We start from the raw sequence: 20,408 nt of genomic DNA, 5'->3' as shown, positions 1-20,408 counted from the left end.
GCTAATGCACAGATAAAGTCTAGATTGTTGATTCTACAGCGCAGATTTCTAAGCGGGTATAGAACATAGTTATAGAAAAGCCCCGCCAGAGCGGGGCCAAATAAGCGTCTAGATCAAATAGTCTAGAGCTTGCATGCATTAAGGAGTGATGATGATTGCACCAGTAACCTGCCGACCTTCTGCCGCTTTATGAGCCTGCGCAGCGTCTTCAAGCTTGAATTTAGCGCCAATCTGAACCTTCACCCGCCCCTGCGCAATCGCATCAAATACAGCACGCGCGTTCTCTTGTAACAATTCAGGGGTGGCATTGTGCGGAAATACCGAAGGTCTAGTTAAGAAAAGGCAACCTTTTTTATTCAAAATCTCTGGCTGAATTTCTGGAGCTGGACCAGATGCCGCGCCAAATAAAGCTACCGTACCAAAAGGTGCGGCACAATCTAGCGAGCCCAGGAAAGTAGTTTTTGCTACGGAGTCATAAACCACATTTGCCTTACGACCACCCGTAGCCTTCAAAAATTCCTCGACCCAATTAGACTTAGAGTAATCGACCACTGCATCACAACCTGCTTCTTTGGCAACTGTAAATTTCGCCTCCGAACCAACACTGCCAACCACAAAAGCGCCCAATGATTTTGCCCAGCCAGCCAAGATTTGACCGACACCACCAGCGGCAGCATGCACCAAGACCACATCACCCGCCTTCACTTTGTAGGTCTTCTGAATGAGATATTGCGCAGTCATTGCTTTAAAAAATACAGCTGCAGCAACTTCATCTGAAACATTTTCCGGAACTGAGACTAATTTGTCTACCGCGACATTTCGAGCGCTTGTGTATGCGCCAATGCCTGCATTCATATACATCACACGATCACCCACCTTGAATCGAGTGACGCCCTCGCCTAGGGCCTCAACTACGCCTACAGCCTCATGCCCTAGACCCGAAGGTAAATCTAGCGGATAGGCACCAGCTCGCTGATATACGTCAATAAAGTTAAAGCCTATTGCTGTTTGCCTAAGCTGCACTTCGCCCTTACCAGGTGCAGGCAGCTCCTTACTAATCAATTGAATTACATCAGCAGTACCGTGTTCAGAAAGACTAACCATTCGAGCAGTTGTCACAAGTCACCTATTATTTATTGAATTTACCTAACCGTAAGCGCAGACGAGCGAATTAACCCGCCAAAAGCTCCGACCAAATGCCATTACCTCACTAATAGTGAAAGTTTGACACAAACCGAGAAAACTTGTTTTCCACAAAGACTACCTCAAATTGAATAGACTAATCAGAAATCAAATTGCATGGAAAGATCATTGAAAGCCTTTTATACCGACCACTATGTTTTACCGCTACCCCAAGGGCACCGTTTTCCCATGGAAAAGTATGGGCGCCTCAGAAATTTAGTTGCAAAACTAGAGGGCATTGAACTGATTGATCCCCCAGCCATTACAGACACCCAAATTCTCTATGCACATGACCCAGGCTACCTGATCAAAATCATTGAAGGGACGTTGAGCGCCCAAGAGCAGCAAGAGATTGGCTTTCCCTGGAGCCTCGAAATGGTAGAGCGATCACGCAAATCTGCGGGTGCGACTCTCGCAGCTGCAAAAATCGCGCTAGATGAAGGTCTGGCTGCAAACCTAGCAGGAGGAACCCACCATGCCTATCGAAACAAGGGTAGCGGGTTCTGCGTATTTAATGACTCCGCAATTGCGGCAAGAGCATTACAAAAAGAGGTGTGCTCTAAATTAAAAGTAGCCATCATTGATTTAGACGTGCATCAAGGAAATGGAACAGCCTCCATCCTTCAAAATGACTCCACCATTTTTACATTCTCTATTCATGGTGAAAATAACTTCCCATTCACAAAAGAAGTAAGTGATCTCGATATTGGACTGAGTAATGAATGCACTGATGATATCTACCTCCAGTCTCTCCATCATGGCCTAGAGATTATTGATGAACAATTTAGACCAGAATTTATTATTTACCTAGCCGGAGCCGACCCCCATGAAGGAGATAGACTGGGAAAGCTTAAAATCAGTAAAAATGGTATGCGATTAAGAGATGAGTGCGTCTTTCAATATGGAGCAGACCGCCAAATTCCTATTGCATTCTCAATGGCTGGAGGCTACGGAAAAGAAATCACAACAACAGTAGACATTCATCTTCAAACAATTCAAACGGCGCTGAGCTTTAGCGGGCTATATTAATAAAGCCTGGGGTCGCATTAAAGATGAATTTCATCAGTATTTTCCATAATAGATTGCGCGCTAACCACGCTTGCCACCTTATTCCACTTTAGAATACCTAAATCATGAACTGGATGCGAGCCCTACCCCTCTTAATCGCCCTAACTGGGTCGAGCTTGTCATGGGCAATTGATTTGCAACCGAATGATATTGTCGCGCCACCCCCAGATAGAAATTTAATCACCCTCAGCTATCTCAATACCGAAAACTCAACGTTTTATAAAAACGGCTCAATCAATTCAAGGCCGCCAAATGCAAGTCCAGTAATCGACACTCAAAGCTTGATTCTGCGTGGCGCCACCACCTACACCATGGGCGATCTACCCGCCGTTACCTATATTCAATTACCTTATGGCATCGTGAAACCAGCTGGGTCGCTTTCGAACCTACCAAGCGATACCGGGGTGGGCGACTTTACCCTAGCAACTGCAGTTTGGCCATACGCCAATAAAACCACAAGAACCTATGTTGGAGTTGCTGGTTACCTCATTACCCCAACTGGTAGCTATTCAAGCCAAAAAGCCTTTAATGTGAGCGAAAATCGTTTTCGAGCTGATCTTCAGATTGGTTTTCAAACCCCCATCACATCTAGCCTAGATGGAATGATTGCTGTTGACACCATGTGGTTTGGAGGAAATAGCCAGTGCGGGTTAGCATGTGGAAACGCCAGCACAAATTCGTCCCTCACCCAAAAACCGCTAACAACTACACAGCTGGGTCCCATTTATCGAATTAACCAAATCTTCACCGTTGGAGCCTCCTATTTTTATGTGGCTGGAGGCGCAACTACGATTAATAACGCTTACCAAAATAATGTTGTTAACACCCAGAGATTTCTGTTAAGTGGGCAAGCCCACACCCCAATTGGCCGACTATCTTTGCAATACGGTCGCGATATGGAAATTAAAAACGGTTATGCACAAACTCGATTATTGATACTTCGCTTAATGAAAGACATCTAAGTCCTGCTATTAGGGCGACAGCTTTACACCACATGAAGAGCAGTAGCGATCCTCGGCCGTATAACCATCGCGCATACAGGCAGGGCAAACGCGATCACCCCATCGACCAAACCTTCTTGAATGGGACATCTCAGCCGTCACAATCCCCGTTGGCACAGCCAAGGTTCCCCAACCCATCAACATCATGATTGAAGCGATCAGCTTACCCAAATCTGTTTGCGGTGTGATATCACCAAATCCGACGGTAGTCATGGTCGTTATGGCCCAGTAAATAGCAACAGGGATACTGGTGAAGCCGTGGGCAGGGCCCTCCACTACATACATTAAGGTTCCCATTACCATCACCACCATCAGTACGACGGAGAGGAACACCAGAATCTTTCTTCTACTCGCAGCCATGGCATCAGCAAGATGCTGATATTCAGACATATATTGAGTTAACTTAAAAATCCTAAAGACACGAATGAGGCGCAATATTCGAACATCAATGAGTGCGTGCAACTCAGGGAAAAGCAAGGCCAGATAGGTTGGCAATACCGCCAATAAATCAATCAGACCAAAAAAACTAAAGATGTATTTGATGCGGTTAGGCGCACAATAGATCCTTACTACATACTCAATTGAGAATAAGGCGGTAAAAATCCACTCTAACCATGCAAGTTCGACATGATAGCTTTTTGATACAGATTCAATGCTATCTAAGACCACCACCAACAAAGAAAAAAGGATTGCAAAAATCAGAGTTTGATCAAAACGCAATCCCAGGCGCGTACTGGATTCAAAAACGATGCTTCGTAATTTTTCTTTTAAAGAATATTCAGCGCTCATTTTTTAGTAAGAACTTTATTTATTTAAATTGCTTCGTTTGGTTGGATTTATACATCATCCAATACTGCTGCATTTCAATAAATAGAAATGAGGCAGACCATGTAATTAAAATGAGTCCCGTTAATGCCTCTACGCCCGTCAAATATCTCAAGTATCCCTGAGCAAATATCTCGCCATAACCTACAGTGGTATACGTAATAAAAGAGAGGTAGGCGCAATCAAGCAACATGCCATGTCCCGATATCTCTCCCGCCAGGGTTCCCATCGCTGGGAACTGAAGCGTTGCGAAATAACCCAGCGCAAAAATCCAAATTTCTAAAACATGTGCTGCAAAAACAGCGATAACACCCAAGAGAACCTTAAAACGAGGGGCAATATGGGCAACTTTGGGAAGATTTTTATCTAGTTGAAATAGCACTTCATAGTGAATCAAAATCACAATGAAGGCTAATAAAGCATTGGCAATGAAGGCAAAAGTGAGAAGCATGGGTAAATTATCCCCCAAAATTTGGGGGATAATTCAATTACGGATTAATAACGGTGTCACCCTTTAAGGCATCTACTTTGACAAAATACTTTTTGGCGTAGGCCAGCAACTGGCCATCACTAGGATGATCGACAGTTTCAATACCAACAACTTTTTCGGCAATAACATGATCGTGCTTATTAGCGTGCTTCATGAGCTCTAATTTTGCGGAACCAGGCCCAACAATTAAGATCTCTTTTGATTCTTTGACGGCCTGAATCACCTCATGAAGAAAGTGATGATCGGCAACAGAATGAGCTCCGCTCACCGACCCACTTTTGTGATGTAAATTAGTGTGCGTAGATTTAGTTTTAATAACTTCACTCTGACTTGCAGAGGGATTGAAATAAATCACGTGCGCCTCTTGATGATCGATCCAAATTACTGAGTGATTAAATGACATAAATTCTCTTTCGTATAAATTACAAGAAATTCAAAAAAACTTGGTCGGGAATTAATCCAAAATCAAGTCATGGCTAAATAAATGTACTGCGCCATTAAGCGCATGCCCAGCAAGAATCTTACTTTCTGCAATAGATAAAAGCTTAAGCTGGTACGTCTTAAATAAATCGAGGGCATTGCCCGAGGCGCCATCAATATCTAAATCTTGTAAGGCTTCATAACTAAAATTACAGGCTAGGGGCTTGCCATCAAGAATAGCCGGGAAGAGTACATCGCCATTCTCCAGCAACGATGCTGGGCCAATAAATTCAAGTTTCACGAATTCCACCTTCTCTCAAAAAATTTCTCCATCAAACCTTCATTCTGATCGCATCCTGTTGCCCGGATTTGATTTACATCAATAAGAATGGGGTAATTAGAGGTGGAAGTAGCTAATCTTCAATTTGACCCCGCACCAAATGCATTTATCGCTTTTGACGGGGTCGAAGGATGATCTAAACAATCTTGATGCTAAGGTCCGGTAAGCCGGCAATGGTACAGCGCACCACATCACCTTTTACTACGGGCCCTACATTCTCAGGCGTGCCCGAGTAAATAATGTCCCCCGGGAACAACTCATTGGCTTCAGATAATTTTGAGATTTGCTCTGCCACAGACCAAATCATTTGATTAAGGTCGGCGTTTTGCTTTACCACCCCGTTGACCGACAAAGTAATCGCGCCGCCCTTGAAATGCCCCACTTTCGCTACTGGGAATATAGGGCCAATTGGTGCAGAGTGGTCAAAAGATTTGCCAATCTCCCAAGGCTTTTTCTGGTCTCCCATGAATCTCTGCAAATCCCTACGAGTCATATCTAAACCCAAGGCGTAACCAAACACATGCTCAAGCGCCTTTTCAACGGGGATATTTTTACCACCCTTATTGAGGGCAGCCACCAACTCCACTTCGTAATGATAATTTTTTGTAAGCGAAGGATAAGGATGATCGACTAATTTATTGGGCGCAACAAATTGAATTGCGTCTGTTGGTTTTTGAAAAAAGAATGGGGGTTCGCGCGTTGGGTCTGAACCCATTTCGCGAGCATGCGCTGCATAATTTCGTCCAATACAATAAATTCTTCTGACCGGAAATTCTTGCGTACTTCCCGCAATGGGAATGTATACCTGCTCAACTGCAAAAGGGGTTTTAATCTCAGCAGCATTTGCTTGAGTGCCAACACCTGCTGCTACCAATGATGCCACCCCAACCCCAAGTTTCATTGCACTACGACGACTATGATTATTTTCTTTTTCTGACATGCTATCTCCTCCACTTATTTTTATTTATCTGCCAACAAAATATTTGCCTCCAATGGCACTAATCCAAACTGACATTAGCGCTCTTGACAAGCTGAACCCAAAACTTTTCGTCTTGATTTAAAAATGCAGCAAATTGGGCTGGTGAGCTTGAAAGCGATACGTCTGTACCCTCGCGCGCTAATGCCGCTTTAACATTCGCTTGTTTCAAGGCAATCTGTGTTGCATCAAATAACTTTTGCACAATTGGTGCTGGCGTTCCATTTGGAACAAAAAACCCGTACCAAAAATCAATCACAAATTCCGGTAAGCCAGCTTCACGCATTCCCGGCAAACCAGGTGCCAATGCGGATCGCTCCTTACTTGAGATTCCAAGGCCCGTCAGACGACCTGCTTGAATCATTGGTAAAACTGATGGCGGGGTGCCAAAAGTTAACTGAGTATCACCAGCAATAACCGACTGAACAGCTAGGGACCCTCCACGGAATGGGATGTGAGTCATTTTGACGTCAGCCACCTGCGAAAAAAGCGCTGCGCCTAAGTGGGGTGCGGAACCATTGCCAGAGGTTGCGTAATTTAGACCGCCCGGATTACTCTTGGCCTTTGCAATCAAGTCTTTTGTACTAGTGACACCAATATTTGGATTAACAGCAATGACCAGAGGGGAGCTAGTCAACTTACTAACAGGCAACAAATCGCTCACCTTGTAGCCCAGCTTTTGGTTTAAGGCAGGGTTCACTGAAATGCTGCTAGGACTCGCAATTAGTAAGGTATAGCCATCTGGCGCAGATTTAGCGACCTGCTCTGCAGCAATGCTCGAGCCCGCTCCTGGTTTATTTTCAATAATGATTGTTTGGCCGAGAGCTTGGCCTAAAGCCACGCCAACATTGCGCGCCACATAATCAGCGGCTCCGCCCGGGGCAAACCCAACAATTAATTTAATGGGTTTATTGGGATATGGCGCATTTTGTGCCAAAGCCGGATTGACAGTCATTGTCGCCAATAATGCCAGTGCAAAAATTTTAAATTTACTCATCCTAATCTCCTCAATTTCCTGATGCGGTTCCAGCCAAAACAATTTTTCCTAAATGCTGGTTAGCTTCCATGGCGGCTTTTGCTTCGACCAATTGCCCAAATGGAAACACTTGGTCTACCAATGGCACGATACGTTTAGCGGCAAACAAGGGAAGCATTTGCTCCCTAAAAGCAGGCACCGACTCAGAGCGTTGCAATTGAGTGCGTAACTTATTTGAAACACCAAACAATGTGAGGCGTTTTGAATGCAATGCTTCGATATCAATTTCAGCCTTGAGAACACCATCTACATATCCCACTGTTGCTAAGCGACCTTGAAATGCCATGCAGCGAATACATTCAGCAAAAACAGATCCTCCAACGGTATTGATAACCAGATCAACGCCTTTTCTATTAGTCGCATCCATGACTTGATCATAGAAATTAGGCGCCCTGGTACAAATTCCTAGATCCAACCCTAAACCACGAAGTCGATCCAGCTTTTCTTGAGAGCCTGAGGTACCAATCACTTTAGCGCCAAGCGCTTTTGCCATCAATAAGGCAGAAACACCTACTCCTGAACTTACACCAGGAATAAAAACCCATTCACCAGCCTTAAGATGCCCCTGGATCACCAACATATCAAATACAACGTGGAAAGTGAGAGGAATTGCCGCTGCCTGCTCCCAACTGAGGGATGCCGGCATTGCCATAATCTCTTTTTGATCCATGAGAGCAAATTCCGAGAACGCTCCCGGACACCGACCAAAGACTCGATCGCCTACAGAAAAACCAGCAACACCCTCTCCACAAGCAACGACCTCACCTGCCGCATCCATGCCAATGGCTTTCGCATCACCAGTCTTATGAAGCCCATGCCCCAAAATAAACTCACCACGATTTAAGCCTGAGGCCCTTACTCTTATTAAAATTTGTCCAGGACCTGGTTTAGGTTGCTCCACTTCACGCAACTCAATATCCGCAACCTTCCCATCACTTTTCATCCAATACGATTTCATGCAATTTTCCTTGAATTATTTGCCACGGAAGACAGGTTTACGCTTTTCCATAAACGCGCGTCTTCCCTCTGCGTAATCTTCGCTCTCAAAACAATTTTTAATCAATGTGCGGCAGTGCTCATGATCAATTTCTGGAGATGGCTTGAGAATTTCGCGAATAATTGACTTACCGGCACATACAGTAATTGGAGCATTTGCTGCTAGCGCCTGCTTGTACTCAGAAAGTAATTCTGCAAGCCCATCGACGGAAGCCACTCGAGTAATCAAGCCCACTCGATTTGCTTCTTGAGCATCAATACGTCGAGCAGTGAAAAATAAATCTTTGGCTACAGCTGGGCCTACCAAATCCACTAAATTTTTAAGTGCTGAATAACGATAGCCCAATCCCAATCGAGCTGCTGGAATTGAAAATACAGCATCATCGCTCGCAATACGGATATCACAACTCATTGCGACATTCACGCCACCGCCAATGCAATATCCACGAATACATGCCAAGGTAGGCTTACTAAAGTTGTATATACCCATCAACGCTTGCTCAGCCATCATTTCATAGCGGGTTACAGCCTCTTTTGCGGCACGCATATCCTCAAATTGAGAAATATCCGCCCCAGAAACAAAAGCCTTTTCACCTGCCCCCGAAAAAACCACAAGACGGATATCGGAATCGAGCTCGGCCTGAGCTAGCAGTGGCGTTACCGCCTCCCACATATCCACAGATAATGCGTTGTGTCGTTCGGGGTTGTTAAATTGAATATTTAAAGTGGCGCCATCCCCATCTAACCAAACCTTTACTCGATCAGTGGTGGATTGATACTGAATCTTGCCCATCAAAAAACTCCCTTTGCTTTAAGGTTCGATAACTCCGCGGAGTCAAGACCAATTTCTTTTAAGATTTCTTCGCTATGCTCACCGCGCTTAGGTGCGGCGCGTGCAATGGTACTTGGCGTTCTTGCTAACTGAACAGGTTGACCGACTAACTTTTGTGGGCCATGATGTGCTGACACCACCTCTTTAACGATACCAAGATGCTGCACCTGCTCCTCTTCGAAGACGCCCTTGACATCATTAATCAAACCGCATGCCACGCCACCAGCATTAAATCGCTCCACCCAATATGCACGATCTTGCGATGCTAAGCGTCGATTAATTTCTGCATTAATAGAATCTCGATTAATGGATCTGCCCATCTTATCTTTGTAACGCTCATCCGTCACCCACTCAGGGGCACCAAGAATATCGCAGAAGCGCTCCCATATCTTCGAACCAAATACCGCAATATTCATATAACCATCACGCGCTTTATAAACGCCCGTTGGAATGCTAGTTGGATGATAGTTTCCAGCCTGTGTCGGCACATCCTGATCAATCAACCAACGTGAGGTCTGAAAGTCCATCATATAAACCATTGCCTCTAGCAATGAAGTATGCAGCCACTGCCCTTTTCCAGAGGCGTCACGTTCAAGTAGCGCTACTAAAATTCCCTGAGCAGCAAAAATGCCTGCGCACAAATCTGCAATGGGGATTCCAACGCGCATTGGCCCATCACCGGGCATACCGGTTACGGACATCAAACCACTCATACCTTGGGCGATTTGATCAAATCCAGGGCGTTGCGCCATCGGTCCTGACTGGCCAAAACCAGAAATGCTGGCATACACCAATTTTGGATACTGCTTACTGAGGGTTTCGTAATCAATTCCCAATCTAAATTTCACATCAGGTCTAAAGTTTTCCACCACAACGTCAGCGGTGCCTATCAAACGCTTCAAGATGGCAATTCCTTCTGGCTCTTTCAAATTCAATGTAATTGAGCGCTTGTTTCGATGGGTATATTGGTAATCGGATCCATCTTGCCCGCCTAGCGTGTCATCACCTCGCATGTGATCGGGCATTTGTACTTGAATCACGTCCGCACCCCAGTCAGCCAATTGGCGACATGCTGTTGGACCAGCACGCACTTGAGTCAGATCAATTACGCGAAAACGGGATAAAGCGGAAGAGGCAGGAATATGTGGCATAAGTTAAATAGTGTTATAAAAGTCTGAAATGAAGTATCTTCTATATGATTAAAAGTGTCAACACTATTAGAATCAAATTAAAGCCCATACTTACAGCAAGGTGTTACCATAATGAACGAGCAATACCCGCCTCAAACGGTTCTAACCTATGGAATTTATTAAAGAAAAACGAGATCAAGGCCTTTCACCGGCTATCGCTGAAGAGCTAAAACGGCTCATTTATAGCGGAGAAATTGCGCCCGGAGATCGTCTAAATGAGGTAAATCTTGCGACAAAAATGGGCACTAGTCGCGGACCCATTCGAGAAGCGATTCGCATACTCACTGGCCTTGGTTTAGTCACCGCCGTCCCAAATCGAGGCGTCTTTGTGCGCCAAGCTTCCGTGCGAGATATGCTAGAAAACTACGAACTTCGCACCCTGCTATTTGGGCACGCCGCAGAACAAGCTTGCGAGCACATCAACGAAGAACAACGAACCAAACTCCAAGATCTGCTGAAGCAAATGGATCAAGCATGTGAGGCTGGTGATGGTACGGCCTATTATGAAATCAACTTAGAATTTCATGCTCTAATTCTTCATCTATCGGGAAATCAACGACTTCATCAAACTTATGACGAACTAGTCAAAGAGATGCATTTATTCAGAAGAAGCTTTTTTAACTCGCCAAGCAATATGCGACGGTCAAACAAAGAGCATCAAGCAATTTTTGAAGCGATCATTAAAGGGGAAACCCGTCGCGCTAAAAATCTTGCGGAGCGCCATGTGCAATCTGGTCGAGGCAGGGTATTAGCTAAATTAGATCGCTAGCCGAGGCTTAGATTGGAGCCTTAATGGCATTCTTGAGCACATCACCTCGATGGAGTCGACCTAAATTTTGAACGAATAAATCTAGCACCCTCAATTCGTTTCCAGCAGAATGTCCTGCTGAGTGTGGAGTAATAATGACATTCTCCAGATCCCATAGGGGGGAGTCTACATCCAAAGGTTCTGACGCAAAGACATCTAAATATGCACCAGCAATTTTTTTATTTTTCAATGCTGAGATTAAAGCGGGCTCACAAATAATTTCTCCGCGCGCAATGTTGATAATGTGCGAACTTGATGGCAATAAATCGATTGCATCAGCATCAATGAGTTGATTAGTCACAGAACTAAGAGGGCAAGCCAAAATTAACCAATTTGCCAAACCTAGAATGGATTTCAATTCCGAGATATGCCGACTCTCCACATCAATTAACTGACTCTCTCCAACCTGCTCATTAAAGCGAATTTGGATGCAATGCACGCCAAATCCAGTTAACACCCTGGCAATATCATTACCAATAGGACCTCTGCCCACAATAACGGCAGTTTGCCCAGACAAGTCTGCTGGGAGGGGATAATTAATTAAAGAATCCCAGCGTCGCTGACGCTTAGCTTCAAGCATCTTGGGAAAGTGACGGGCAAGCATCAGCACGCCTGCAATTGCATTTTGTGCCACGATGGGCGCATTTACACCCGATGAGCCAGAGATGGTTATCCCCTGCTTCATGAGCTCTAAATAAATTGGGCGATCAGCTCCAGCAGAATGAATCTGAACCCAACGCAAATCTTTTGCAGCCAATAGCAAATCATAGAATGCTTGGGTAGAGGGCAGGGCCTTTTGCTTTGTTGAAAGAGAGGTAATATCACGGGAAATTAATGCAACATCAAATTCAGCGCCGGGACTAATCTGATCATCAGACAGTACTTGGTAGGGGAAGTGGATCTCCGCCCTCAATTTAGAGACGAGCTCAGGAATGGCCGCTTTACTGGCTAAAATTCGCAATGGAGATTGATGCACTGAAATAGCCATATCCTTTGGATTATTCCCTAAAACTAGGATCCATGCGATCAAGCATCCTGAGTAATGCTGGCCACTCCATCAATCCATAAGGGCGACGAGTTTGCGGCTGATAATTTAAATAAGTCTCTTCCAAAACCTGCTGCGACACTTTTTGCAATGGGGTATTACATGCCATCGCCGCAAGCTGAGCGCGACAAGAAGTCTCAAGTCGATGCATCCAATTAAATGCCTCGCCAACGGTTTTACCTAGAGTAAGCAGTCCGTGGTTACGCAAAATCATTGCTTCTGAATTTCCAAGATCCCGAACTAACACCTCTTGCTCCGCCATATCAAGAACTACGCCCATGTAATCGTGATAACTAATCTTCAAAAATCGCATGGCAGTTTGATTGATGGGAAGTAGGCCACATTCTAAAGATGAAATCGCCATCCCCGCTGGGGTATGAGTGTGAATGACGCAATTAACTTCAGGGCGAGCTTTGTGAACAGCGCTATGCAAGATGTAACCAGGTTTATTAAAACCGTAATTGAGCTCACCAAAGTCCGGCTTATAAAGAACTTGACCATCGTGATTAATTTTTACCAAACATGATGCCGTCATCTCTTCGTACATCATCCCATATGGATTGGTCAAAAACGCATCTTCCTCTCCTGGGACCCGAATGGTGATGTGATTAGCCATCATATCGGACATACCGTAATGCGCAATCAAGCGGTAACAGGCTGCTAGATCAACGCGCGCATTCCATTCTTCCGCACTCACCTGATTTTTTAATGATGGCAACTGCAATCTACCTAGAGTCATTTTTTCTCCCATTCACATTCCCAATTTATCGGGATGCTGCGCTGTATTGTATGTTGATTAAACGCTATAAAGCCGCTCTTGACCAGAACCGAGATAAATCTCTAACAGACCCCTGCCCTTGACTTAATATGGCATCGGACAAACCCTGTGCACTAGCAAGACTAATTCTTGACTCGGTTAACTCAATAAATTTATCAAGCAACTCTTGATCCGTTAAGGGTTCATCTGGATCCCCGTGCCGAGTATGCTGATGATGCGAATACACAGAACCATCGCTCATCTCAATCGCTACTTTTGCCGATCGATGCAGTGGAAATTTTGAGGCACACTCCTGATCAACACTCAATTCCACCTTATCTTCAAGTGCATAGATATCTGGATTTACTAAGGATTCCGGCAGAAATGCCCGCTCCCTGACACGTCCCAAAATAATTCGCGCAGAAACGGTATAGGTCAAACTAAATTTAGCTTCAAAAGGCGTTTTAGGATGAACATACTTACACACTTCATTTGTCGCCTTATAGGCCCCGACCCGAATCTGAGTAATATTTTCAGGGCTAATAGGGTATTGATTCAATAGATGTGCGACTGCATCAATGGCTGGAAAATTATGCCCACAGCAACCGTGATTTTTAAAAGTCATTTGCTCAATATTCCAGGTCGAACCAAGATTTTCAAATAGCTCATCCCATCGGGGATTTTTACAGAGTGCCGCACCAAAACCAGCATCACCCTCCAGTAAATCAGAAGTACCCGTCATGCCAGCCTGAGCTACCAGCGCAGCATTTAAACCTACCTCAGCAGCATGACCTGGGTGCATCGGCTTTGTCATCGAGTCAGAACGGAAGGCTTGCTGCAAGCCACTTGCGAAAGTTCCTGCCGTTGCTAAAGCATCACAAGCTTGATTTGCATTTAGCCCCAAAAGATATGAACAAGCCGCCGCAGATCCAAATACGCCCGCGGTTCCAGTGGTATGAAAGTACTCATAATGACTCGGTTGAATGACTTTGCTAATTCGAGTCGAAACTTCATAACCCACAATCATTGCCGCGAGAAGATGTTCAACCGAATCATCACGAGCCTCCGCTAAAGCGAAGGCAGCTGAGATTGTTGGACATGCTGGGTGATAAGCCCCATCTCGAAAAATATCATCAAACTCAGCAATATGCGAGATCGTGCCATTCATAAAAGCGGCTGCTCGAGAAAACGTTTTTTGCGTAGTGCCTGCAATCGAACATTTTCCAATGCCAAGCTCTTCATCATAAGCCTTCATTAGACGCTTTGCCGCCTCGGAATTAGATCCAGCAACTAATGCTCCATGCCAATCAAGAAGAGCTCGACGCGCATGATGCATTGTGCTAGCTGAAAACACTTGCGCTTGAGATGCCTCAATAAACTGCCCAAACTTTTCTAATAAAGTCATTTTTTACTCGGGCTTGGCGCCTGATGCCTTGACGATCGGAGCCCATAGCGCGTAATCGTTATGCACAAATTTTGTAAACTCGGCCACATTCATTGGGACAGGGTCAGCACCCAGCCCAAGCAATTTTTGCTTAATAGCTGGCTCCTCCAAAATACTCAATGTGGTCTCATTTAATTTCTTCACAATCGCAGGATCAGTTCCGGCTGGCGCAAAGAAGCCAAACCAAGCACCAGTAGCAATATCCACACCCAATTCTGTCAGGGTAGGCAAATCAGGCATCGCGCTAATTCTTTTCTTTGATGAAACAGCAATCGCATTCAACTGCCCAGCTTTAATCAAAGGAATTACCGAAGGCGCCGTTGCAAACATATACTGTAAACGTCCGGCCACTAGATCGCGCGTGGCTTCAGCTCCTTTATAAGGAATATGAGTTGCATCCATGCCCAACTTTTGCGCGAAAAAATAACTAATTAAATGCGCAGTAGTGCCGATACCCGTTGACCCATAGTTGATTGATCCGGGATTTGCCTTTAAATACGCCGTTAATTCTTTCCAGTTTTTAATCCCACTTGATGAAGGCACCACCAGAATATTTGGGACATCTCCAAGCAAAGCAACGGGCTGCAATGCTTTTTGAGGATTGACCGGCAAACTTCCAAACAGCGTTGGATTGATCGAAATGGGGCCAATAGAACTCGCTAACAATGTATAGCCGTCCGGAGCAGCACGACCCACAATCTCCGTCCCCAAGTTTCCGGCAGCTCCAGGCTTGTTCTCAATAACAACGGGCACCTTCCATCGAATACTCATTTGATTTCCAACTTCCCGCGCCAAAATATCAGTTGTTCCACCGGCCGTGAATGAAACCACTATCTTGATTGGTTTATTGGGGTAGGAAGCTGCAGATTGCGCAAAACTCAGCGATATGAGGCTTGCGGATAAAGCAGCAGTTAATGCAATAACTTTAGTGAGCTTCATTATTAGTTTGTCTCCATATTGAATATTTTTAAAAACTGTAAACCATAAATGACTTATGCGCGCTGATTAAAGCGCCTCTCAAAAACCTCTTCAGCGATTCTATTCTTTAAAATCTCAAGAGACCCACCGGCAATCATCCAGCCTCGGGTTCGCCTGACGCAATACTCAACGAGAGTCTCTTGACTATAGCCAGTTGCGCCCATCACTTGCAATGATTCATTGGCAACCTCAAATCCAGTGTTGTTGCACATTAATTTAGCCACTGTAGTTTCGTAGGCTGATGGCAGACCTACATCCGCATTCACGGCAGCCCGATAGAGCAAGAGTTGAGCAGCATCCAATTTCACTGCCATTTCAGCAAATTTCCACTGAATTCCCTGAAATTCACAAATCTCTTTGCCAAACTGTTTGCGAACAGATGCATACTCTTTTGCCTTAAGGAAAGCATAGCGACCCAAAGCAAGAGCGCGTGATGAATTGCCAATCCGCTCAATATTGAAGCCGCTAATTTGCTTCTTAAATCCACCAGGACCAAGCAAAACTGAATCATCAGAAATATAACAATCTTCAAAATAGAGCTGGGACCACTCTTCGCCACTCATAAAGCTGTTGGGCTGGCCTACAGTTAAACCTTCCGCCCCCCTCTCTACCAAAATAGATCCTATGCCATCTAAGCCCGGACCAAATCGGACGTAAACTAAAAACACAGCAGCCTCAGGACTATGCGTTGAAAAAACCTTTGAACCGTTGATTAAATAGCCGCCATCGACCTTTTTGGCGGAAGTCTGCAATTCCGTTACTGCAGACCCAGCTTCTGGCTCACTCATGCCTAATCCCAAAATCTTTCTCCCGGCCAAGAGATCAGGCAAATATTTTTCTTTTTGCTGTTCGCTCGCGTATTCCACAAAAGTCCTGATAGCGCCAAAATTTCCTGCCTGGACCACATCAGCAGATTTGGGGCAATGCAGTGCCACCTCCTGAATGGCAATCACCGCATCCATTAGAGTTCCTCCCTGCCCTCCATCCTTTTCAGGAAATGCGATTCCTAATAAACCTTGCTCACCAAGCTTAGCGGCAATATCCCAAGGGTAACGAGGGTTATGGGCTCGCTCGAGCGCGCCAGGAGCAAGCTCCTTAGCCGCAAATTTTCTCACCGCGTCTGCAAATGCCTGCTGCTCACTGCTTAATTCAAAATTCATTTTTATCCCAATCAAAAATTAAACGACACGATTTTTCACATTTCCATCAACGAAGTCATTAATGTTGTCAAAGGCAACTCCAAAATATGCTTCATAGTTATCTTTTTCCACAAAGCCTAAATGAGGCGTACATAAACAATTTGGTAGCTGCAACAGTGGATCAGCAGCCATTAATACTGGCTCTTGTTCATACACATCAATTGCCGCAAATCCCGGGTGGCCAGCTTTGAGCCCTTCATACAGCGCGCCTGACTCAATTAATTCTGCTCTACTTGCGTTGACTAAAAGAGCGTCTGATTTCATTAAAGCTAAATCGGCTGCTGTCACTATCCTCAGCGTTTCTTTATTCAACCTTAATTGCAAGCAAACAATATCGCTTTTGCTAAAAAATTCCTGCTTAGACTGGGCAACATCAAAACCCATCTCGCGAGCCCTGCTTAAGCTAGATTCACGACCCCAAACTAAAATATTTGCACCGAAAGCGCGGCCCAATTGGCAAACTTGCTGCCCAATTCGGCCAAATCCATACACCCCAAGAACCTTGCCAGATAGCTGTCGCCCCAGGGATCCCTGCCACTGGCCAGATTGCAAACGATTTACTTCGGGGACTAGATTTCTTAATGCGGCCAAAATAAGCAATAGATTCATTTCGGCGGTAGCGCTGCCAGATCCGCGGCCATCCATCACCACAATGCCATGCTCTTTACAAGCCTCAAGATCGACGTGGGATGCCATCTTTCCTGTTTGGGAAATAAGCTTGAGATGAGGAAGACGGTCAATGAGCTCTCGAGTAATTGCCGTTCTTTCGCGTGTCAACACAATGGCTTCAGCATCCTTAAAACGCTCCACCTGAGCATCTAATTCATGAACTGTGTCATTAAAAATTTGGACATCATGCTTCTGCAATTTAATAAAGCAATCTAGATTTCGAACGCAATCTTGGTAGTCATCCGGAATGACAATTTTCATAAAACAATATCCTTCAGACTAAATAAACAAGACATCAGTATTGGCAAGCAAAAAACCGGGACCACTAACTTTGGCAAGTTGCTTTAACTCTTGATCTAGCAACTTCTGCCCCTTGGCTCTTGCAATAAATACAGGTCCACCTTGCCAACGCGGAAAACCATAGCCATTAACTAGCGCAATATCACAATCGTCCGCCACTGTAGTCACCCCCTCGGATAGCAAGTGGGCAACTTCATTAATCATGGTTAAGAGCACGCGATTCACAATTTCATCAGCATTAAACGGGCGTCTGATAATCCCTTTCTCCTTGCTTGCTGCTTCAATGATTTCGCTCACCACGGGGTCTAACACTTTTTCCTTGGAGTCTTCTGGATATCGGTAATAGCCAGCGCCTACCTTTCGACCTAAACGACCGGCAAGACACAAAGTATCAGGAATTGATACGTAACGATGTCCAGGATCTCGACTGGCGGCCTGGCTCTTGCGCATCCTCCAGGCAATATCCAATCCTGATAAATCAGCAACAGCAAAAGGGCCCATCGCAAATCCATACGCCTCTAGAGCAGCATCAATCTGTTCGGGGTATGCCCCCTCTTCCAACATAAATTCGCATTGTCGACGATAAGCAGAATAAATCCGATTACCAATAAACCCAAATGAATTAGCGCTAATAATGGGCAACTTACCTAGACGCTTTGCAAAACTTAATCCTGTAGCGAGCGCAACTGGAGATGTCTTTTTGCAGCGAATAATTTCAATTAATTTCATCACCTGCGCTGGGCTAAAGAAATGCAATCCCAATACTCTTGAGGGATTACTTGTCTTAGCGGCAATTGCATCAATATCTAAATAAGATGTGTTGGATGCCAAGAGCGCAGAACTTTTAGCATGAGTATCCATCTTCGCAAATACTTCGTGCTTTACATCAATGTCCTCAAAAACAGCCTCAATAATTAAATCAGCGGCAGAAATTACATTCCAATCAGAGCCAAATGAAAAGCGCTGGAGAAGCTCACTGACCCGACCCTGACTCATTCTTCCACTCTGGAGTCGAGATTGATAAAACTGTTCAACCCGCTTAACGCCATTATGAAGAGCAAGCTCATCTTGATCGAGCAAAATCACTGCATAACCTGCCGATAAGCAAGCCATTGCAATGCCAGAGCCCATGGTTCCGGCACCAATCACGGCAATCTGCTCAAGCGCTTGAGCTTGCGCATCGTTAGAACTCAATGCCTTAAATAGCTTACGCTCAGCAAAAAACTGATGCCTAAGCGCCTTAGCCTCTATCGAGACTCTCAGAGTCTGAAAAGATTCACGCTCAACAGCCAGTGCCTGGTCTATTGGAAGAGCCTGGGCGTTGCAAATCATGGCAATCGCCTCTTTGACTTGGGGACGATTTTTACCTGCCTTCAAGGCCTTTTGAGACGCCGCCAAAATGGCATCAGCATCTCCTGTTGGCATTGAAATATCTCGAATTCGATTTTTTTGACCAATCATCGACCTAGCCAATATCAATGCATGCGCCAGTAAATTTTCTTGAACTACTTCATTGACTATGCCAAGTTTTAAGGCTTCATCAGCTTGAATGCGCGCGCCCGAGCAAATTAACTCAATCGATTTTTCAACACCAACTAATCTAGGCAATCTTTGCGTTCCGCCCGCTCCCGGAATAATCCCAAGCGTTACCTCTGGCAATCCAAGCAAAGTGCCGACTAAAGCAATGCGGGCATCACATCCCAAAGCCAACTCAAAACCACCGCCTAATGCAGCGCCATGCAAGGCGCACACCACCGGCTTTGAGCAATTTTCAATTGCAGCAATTACTGTTGGCAGTTGTGGCTCAGCCAAGGGCAAAGAAAACTCCTTAATATCGGAGCCCGCTATGAATGTTGTACCGCCTCCAATAATGACAGCAGCCTCAAGCTTGCCGTCGGACTCCAGCTCACGAATAGCTTCTAACAGCCCACTTCGAACTTCCGCTGAGCCTGCATTAATCGGCGGATTGTCCACTGTTACAACCATCACATTTGAATCAGAATGAATTTTTATTTTGCTCATTATTTGTTTTTATTATTTAAACCAGTCCACTAATAAATCATTTACCTCATCCGGCTTTTCATATTGAACCCAGTGCCCAGTATCTTGAATAATGACGCTAGAACAATCCACCTTTCCATCCGCTAACTTCTGAATGACATATTCCGGTGTGCAAGTCACATCATGCTCACCCCAAATCATTAATATCTTCCCCGCATATGACTGTAACTGCTCCAATAACCCGCCGGGACGAGCTATAGGCCTACTTCTGAAGCGCGTGGCAACGCAGGCATCTTGATGAATCCGAATTGCAAGGTCGTCAACTCTCTCACCCTTACTAATCATTTGCTGAAATAGATTTTCTCGCATTGCCCGCTGTAGATTGCCCCAATCTTGTGCTAAATAAAAATCTCTCCATGACAATAATTCGCCACGAGGACGCCTTGGGCCAGCGTGACCAGCACTGCCTAATAAGGCAATCTTGGCAATTCCCATGCGCTGATTCACCAAATGGGCGGTCACAAAACCGCCAAATGAAAATCCAGCAATATTGATTTCTTGATCAGACCCAAATAGCGTATTCAGAGTTGCAAGTATGGGATCAATCATTCCAGTCTGAAGTGGCTCATCGAAAAAGGATGATTTTCCAAATCCTGGCATATCGGGTATGAATACATGAAAATGCTCTGACAGTGCCTCTGTATTTTTAAACCAATGCTCCCAGCTACCATGCCCCCCATGGAGCAATACCAATGGCGGCACGCCACTACGAGACTCTCCGAACTCGTTCCAGGATACATAGCCCTCTTGATAGGGGATTTGGTGGGTTTTCATTGAGAAGGTAGATTGCA

Annotated in this window: 21 protein-coding genes; 3 read left to right on the top strand and 18 right to left on the bottom strand. The window is 45.1% G+C overall.

The window, feature by feature from the left end; translation table 11 throughout:
• Positions 1-138 precede the first annotated feature (138 nt).
• The gene (locus tag AOB49_RS10775) at positions 139-1,119 is read right to left on the bottom strand and encodes a quinone oxidoreductase family protein (RefSeq protein ID WP_082784154.1); all 981 of its coding nucleotides are present in this window, start codon (positions 1,117-1,119) and stop codon (positions 139-141) included.
• Between the two features lie 180 nt (positions 1,120-1,299).
• On the opposite strand from AOB49_RS10775, the gene AOB49_RS10770 reads away from it, so the two are divergent.
• Together AOB49_RS10770 and AOB49_RS10765 are read left to right on the top strand one after the other, a co-directional pair.
• Positions 1,300-2,211, top strand: a complete 912-nt coding sequence (locus AOB49_RS10770; protein WP_245640674.1) for a histone deacetylase family protein — start codon at positions 1,300-1,302, stop codon at positions 2,209-2,211.
• A gap of 104 nt (positions 2,212-2,315) precedes the next feature.
• Complete coding sequence (locus AOB49_RS10765; RefSeq protein ID WP_062310949.1) at positions 2,316-3,212, top strand: transporter; 897 nt, start codon at positions 2,316-2,318, stop codon at positions 3,210-3,212.
• Between the two features lie 9 nt (positions 3,213-3,221).
• Here AOB49_RS10765 and AOB49_RS10760 read toward each other — a convergent pair whose 3' ends face one another.
• The 9 genes from AOB49_RS10760 to AOB49_RS10720 all read right to left on the bottom strand — a co-directional run bounded on the left by AOB49_RS10760 (position 3,222) and on the right by AOB49_RS10720 (position 10,317).
• Positions 3,222-4,040 (bottom strand): ion transporter, encoded by an 819-nt coding sequence (locus tag AOB49_RS10760; protein ID WP_062310947.1) that lies wholly within the window; start codon positions 4,038-4,040, stop codon positions 3,222-3,224.
• A gap of 19 nt (positions 4,041-4,059) precedes the next feature.
• On the bottom strand, positions 4,060-4,527 hold the full coding sequence (locus AOB49_RS10755) for a potassium channel family protein (protein WP_062310945.1): 468 nt from the start codon (positions 4,525-4,527) through the stop codon (positions 4,060-4,062).
• A 37-nt stretch (positions 4,528-4,564) separates the two neighbouring features.
• On the bottom strand, positions 4,565-4,969 hold the full coding sequence (locus AOB49_RS10750; RefSeq protein ID WP_062310944.1) for a translational machinery protein: 405 nt from the start codon (positions 4,967-4,969) through the stop codon (positions 4,565-4,567).
• A gap of 51 nt (positions 4,970-5,020) precedes the next feature.
• The gene (locus AOB49_RS10745) at positions 5,021-5,287 is read right to left on the bottom strand and encodes a DUF1488 family protein (protein WP_062311329.1); all 267 of its coding nucleotides are present in this window, start codon (positions 5,285-5,287) and stop codon (positions 5,021-5,023) included.
• A 175-nt stretch (positions 5,288-5,462) separates the two neighbouring features.
• Positions 5,463-6,266, bottom strand: coding sequence for a fumarylacetoacetate hydrolase family protein (locus AOB49_RS10740; RefSeq protein ID WP_062310942.1), 804 nt, complete (start codon positions 6,264-6,266; stop codon positions 5,463-5,465).
• Positions 6,267-6,324: 58 nt separating this feature from the next.
• Positions 6,325-7,299 carry a Bug family tripartite tricarboxylate transporter substrate binding protein gene (locus AOB49_RS10735; RefSeq protein WP_062310941.1) on the bottom strand — a complete coding sequence of 325 codons (975 nt, stop codon included), beginning with the start codon at positions 7,297-7,299 and terminating at the stop codon, positions 6,325-6,327.
• A 10-nt stretch (positions 7,300-7,309) separates the two neighbouring features.
• Positions 7,310-8,296, bottom strand: a complete 987-nt coding sequence (locus tag AOB49_RS10730) for a quinone oxidoreductase family protein (protein ID WP_062310939.1) — start codon at positions 8,294-8,296, stop codon at positions 7,310-7,312.
• Positions 8,297-8,311: 15 nt separating this feature from the next.
• Positions 8,312-9,127: an enoyl-CoA hydratase gene (locus AOB49_RS10725; RefSeq protein ID WP_062310937.1), complete on the bottom strand. Its 816-nt coding sequence runs from the start codon at positions 9,125-9,127 to the stop codon at positions 8,312-8,314.
• Entirely contained in the window at positions 9,127-10,317 is a 1,191-nt protein-coding gene (locus AOB49_RS10720) for a CaiB/BaiF CoA transferase family protein (protein ID WP_062310936.1), read from the bottom strand. Before AOB49_RS10720 ends, AOB49_RS10725 begins: the two co-directional genes overlap by 1 nt.
• Positions 10,318-10,465: 148 nt before the next feature.
• Between AOB49_RS10720 and AOB49_RS10715 the strand changes: the two genes are divergently transcribed.
• Entirely contained in the window at positions 10,466-11,125 is a 660-nt protein-coding gene (locus AOB49_RS10715; protein WP_062310934.1) for a GntR family transcriptional regulator, read from the top strand.
• Positions 11,126-11,132: 7 nt separating this feature from the next.
• On the opposite strand, the gene AOB49_RS10710 is transcribed toward AOB49_RS10715, so the two are convergent.
• The 8 genes from AOB49_RS10710 to AOB49_RS10675 form a co-directional block, all read right to left on the bottom strand.
• Positions 11,133-12,152, bottom strand: a complete 1,020-nt coding sequence (locus AOB49_RS10710; protein ID WP_062310932.1) for a D-2-hydroxyacid dehydrogenase — start codon at positions 12,150-12,152, stop codon at positions 11,133-11,135.
• Between the two features lie 10 nt (positions 12,153-12,162).
• Positions 12,163-12,948, bottom strand: coding sequence for a class II aldolase/adducin family protein (locus tag AOB49_RS10705; RefSeq protein ID WP_062311327.1), 786 nt, complete (start codon positions 12,946-12,948; stop codon positions 12,163-12,165).
• A 64-nt stretch (positions 12,949-13,012) separates the two neighbouring features.
• On the bottom strand, positions 13,013-14,371 hold the full coding sequence (locus tag AOB49_RS10700; protein WP_062310931.1) for an MmgE/PrpD family protein: 1,359 nt from the start codon (positions 14,369-14,371) through the stop codon (positions 13,013-13,015).
• A 3-nt stretch (positions 14,372-14,374) separates the two neighbouring features.
• On the bottom strand, positions 14,375-15,349 hold the full coding sequence (locus tag AOB49_RS10695; RefSeq protein WP_062310929.1) for a Bug family tripartite tricarboxylate transporter substrate binding protein: 975 nt from the start codon (positions 15,347-15,349) through the stop codon (positions 14,375-14,377).
• A 53-nt stretch (positions 15,350-15,402) separates the two neighbouring features.
• Positions 15,403-16,548: an acyl-CoA dehydrogenase family protein gene (locus tag AOB49_RS10690; RefSeq protein WP_062310928.1), complete on the bottom strand. Its 1,146-nt coding sequence runs from the start codon at positions 16,546-16,548 to the stop codon at positions 15,403-15,405.
• A gap of 18 nt (positions 16,549-16,566) precedes the next feature.
• Complete coding sequence (locus AOB49_RS10685; RefSeq protein WP_062310926.1) at positions 16,567-17,517, bottom strand: D-2-hydroxyacid dehydrogenase family protein; 951 nt, start codon at positions 17,515-17,517, stop codon at positions 16,567-16,569.
• Between the two features lie 18 nt (positions 17,518-17,535).
• Positions 17,536-19,578, bottom strand: a complete 2,043-nt coding sequence (locus AOB49_RS10680) for a 3-hydroxyacyl-CoA dehydrogenase NAD-binding domain-containing protein (protein ID WP_062310924.1) — start codon at positions 19,576-19,578, stop codon at positions 17,536-17,538.
• Positions 19,579-19,590: 12 nt separating this feature from the next.
• Positions 19,591-20,391: an alpha/beta fold hydrolase gene (locus tag AOB49_RS10675; RefSeq protein WP_172793432.1), complete on the bottom strand. Its 801-nt coding sequence runs from the start codon at positions 20,389-20,391 to the stop codon at positions 19,591-19,593.
• Positions 20,392-20,408 lie beyond the last annotated feature (17 nt).

This window comes from Polynucleobacter sinensis, from assembly GCF_001595985.1.
Taxonomy (GTDB): Bacteria; Pseudomonadota; Gammaproteobacteria; order Burkholderiales; family Burkholderiaceae; genus Polynucleobacter; species Polynucleobacter sinensis.
This window is presented reverse-complemented; position numbering and strand designations above follow the sequence as displayed.

Excerpts from the sequence above, each read along its gene's own strand:
- AOB49_RS10705 (WP_062311327.1), bottom strand. The coding sequence starts at position 12,948 with ATGACTCTAGGTAGATTGCAGTTGCCATCATTAAAAAATCAGGTGAGT.
- AOB49_RS10735 (WP_062310941.1), bottom strand. The coding sequence starts at position 7,299 with ATGAGTAAATTTAAAATTTTTGCACTGGCATTATTGGCGACAATGACT.
- AOB49_RS10730 (WP_062310939.1), bottom strand. The coding sequence starts at position 8,296 with ATGAAATCGTATTGGATGAAAAGTGATGGGAAGGTTGCGGATATTGAG.
- AOB49_RS10700 (WP_062310931.1), bottom strand. The coding sequence starts at position 14,371 with ATGACTTTATTAGAAAAGTTTGGGCAGTTTATTGAGGCATCTCAAGCG.
- AOB49_RS10720 (WP_062310936.1), bottom strand. The coding sequence starts at position 10,317 with ATGCCACATATTCCTGCCTCTTCCGCTTTATCCCGTTTTCGCGTAATT.
- AOB49_RS10765 (WP_062310949.1), top strand. The coding sequence starts at position 2,316 with ATGAACTGGATGCGAGCCCTACCCCTCTTAATCGCCCTAACTGGGTCG.
- AOB49_RS10755 (WP_062310945.1), bottom strand. The coding sequence starts at position 4,527 with ATGCTTCTCACTTTTGCCTTCATTGCCAATGCTTTATTAGCCTTCATT.
- AOB49_RS10690 (WP_062310928.1), bottom strand. The coding sequence starts at position 16,548 with ATGAATTTTGAATTAAGCAGTGAGCAGCAGGCATTTGCAGACGCGGTG.
- AOB49_RS10760 (WP_062310947.1), bottom strand. The coding sequence starts at position 4,040 with ATGAGCGCTGAATATTCTTTAAAAGAAAAATTACGAAGCATCGTTTTT.
- AOB49_RS10680 (WP_062310924.1), bottom strand. The coding sequence starts at position 19,578 with ATGAGCAAAATAAAAATTCATTCTGATTCAAATGTGATGGTTGTAACA.
- AOB49_RS10715 (WP_062310934.1), top strand. The coding sequence starts at position 10,466 with ATGGAATTTATTAAAGAAAAACGAGATCAAGGCCTTTCACCGGCTATC.
- AOB49_RS10685 (WP_062310926.1), bottom strand. The coding sequence starts at position 17,517 with ATGAAAATTGTCATTCCGGATGACTACCAAGATTGCGTTCGAAATCTA.
- AOB49_RS10695 (WP_062310929.1), bottom strand. The coding sequence starts at position 15,349 with ATGAAGCTCACTAAAGTTATTGCATTAACTGCTGCTTTATCCGCAAGC.
- AOB49_RS10675 (WP_172793432.1), bottom strand. The coding sequence starts at position 20,391 with ATGAAAACCCACCAAATCCCCTATCAAGAGGGCTATGTATCCTGGAAC.
- AOB49_RS10740 (WP_062310942.1), bottom strand. The coding sequence starts at position 6,266 with ATGTCAGAAAAAGAAAATAATCATAGTCGTCGTAGTGCAATGAAACTT.
- AOB49_RS10725 (WP_062310937.1), bottom strand. The coding sequence starts at position 9,127 with ATGGGCAAGATTCAGTATCAATCCACCACTGATCGAGTAAAGGTTTGG.
- AOB49_RS10710 (WP_062310932.1), bottom strand. The coding sequence starts at position 12,152 with ATGGCTATTTCAGTGCATCAATCTCCATTGCGAATTTTAGCCAGTAAA.
- AOB49_RS10770 (WP_245640674.1), top strand. The coding sequence starts at position 1,300 with ATGGAAAGATCATTGAAAGCCTTTTATACCGACCACTATGTTTTACCG.
- AOB49_RS10750 (WP_062310944.1), bottom strand. The coding sequence starts at position 4,969 with ATGTCATTTAATCACTCAGTAATTTGGATCGATCATCAAGAGGCGCAC.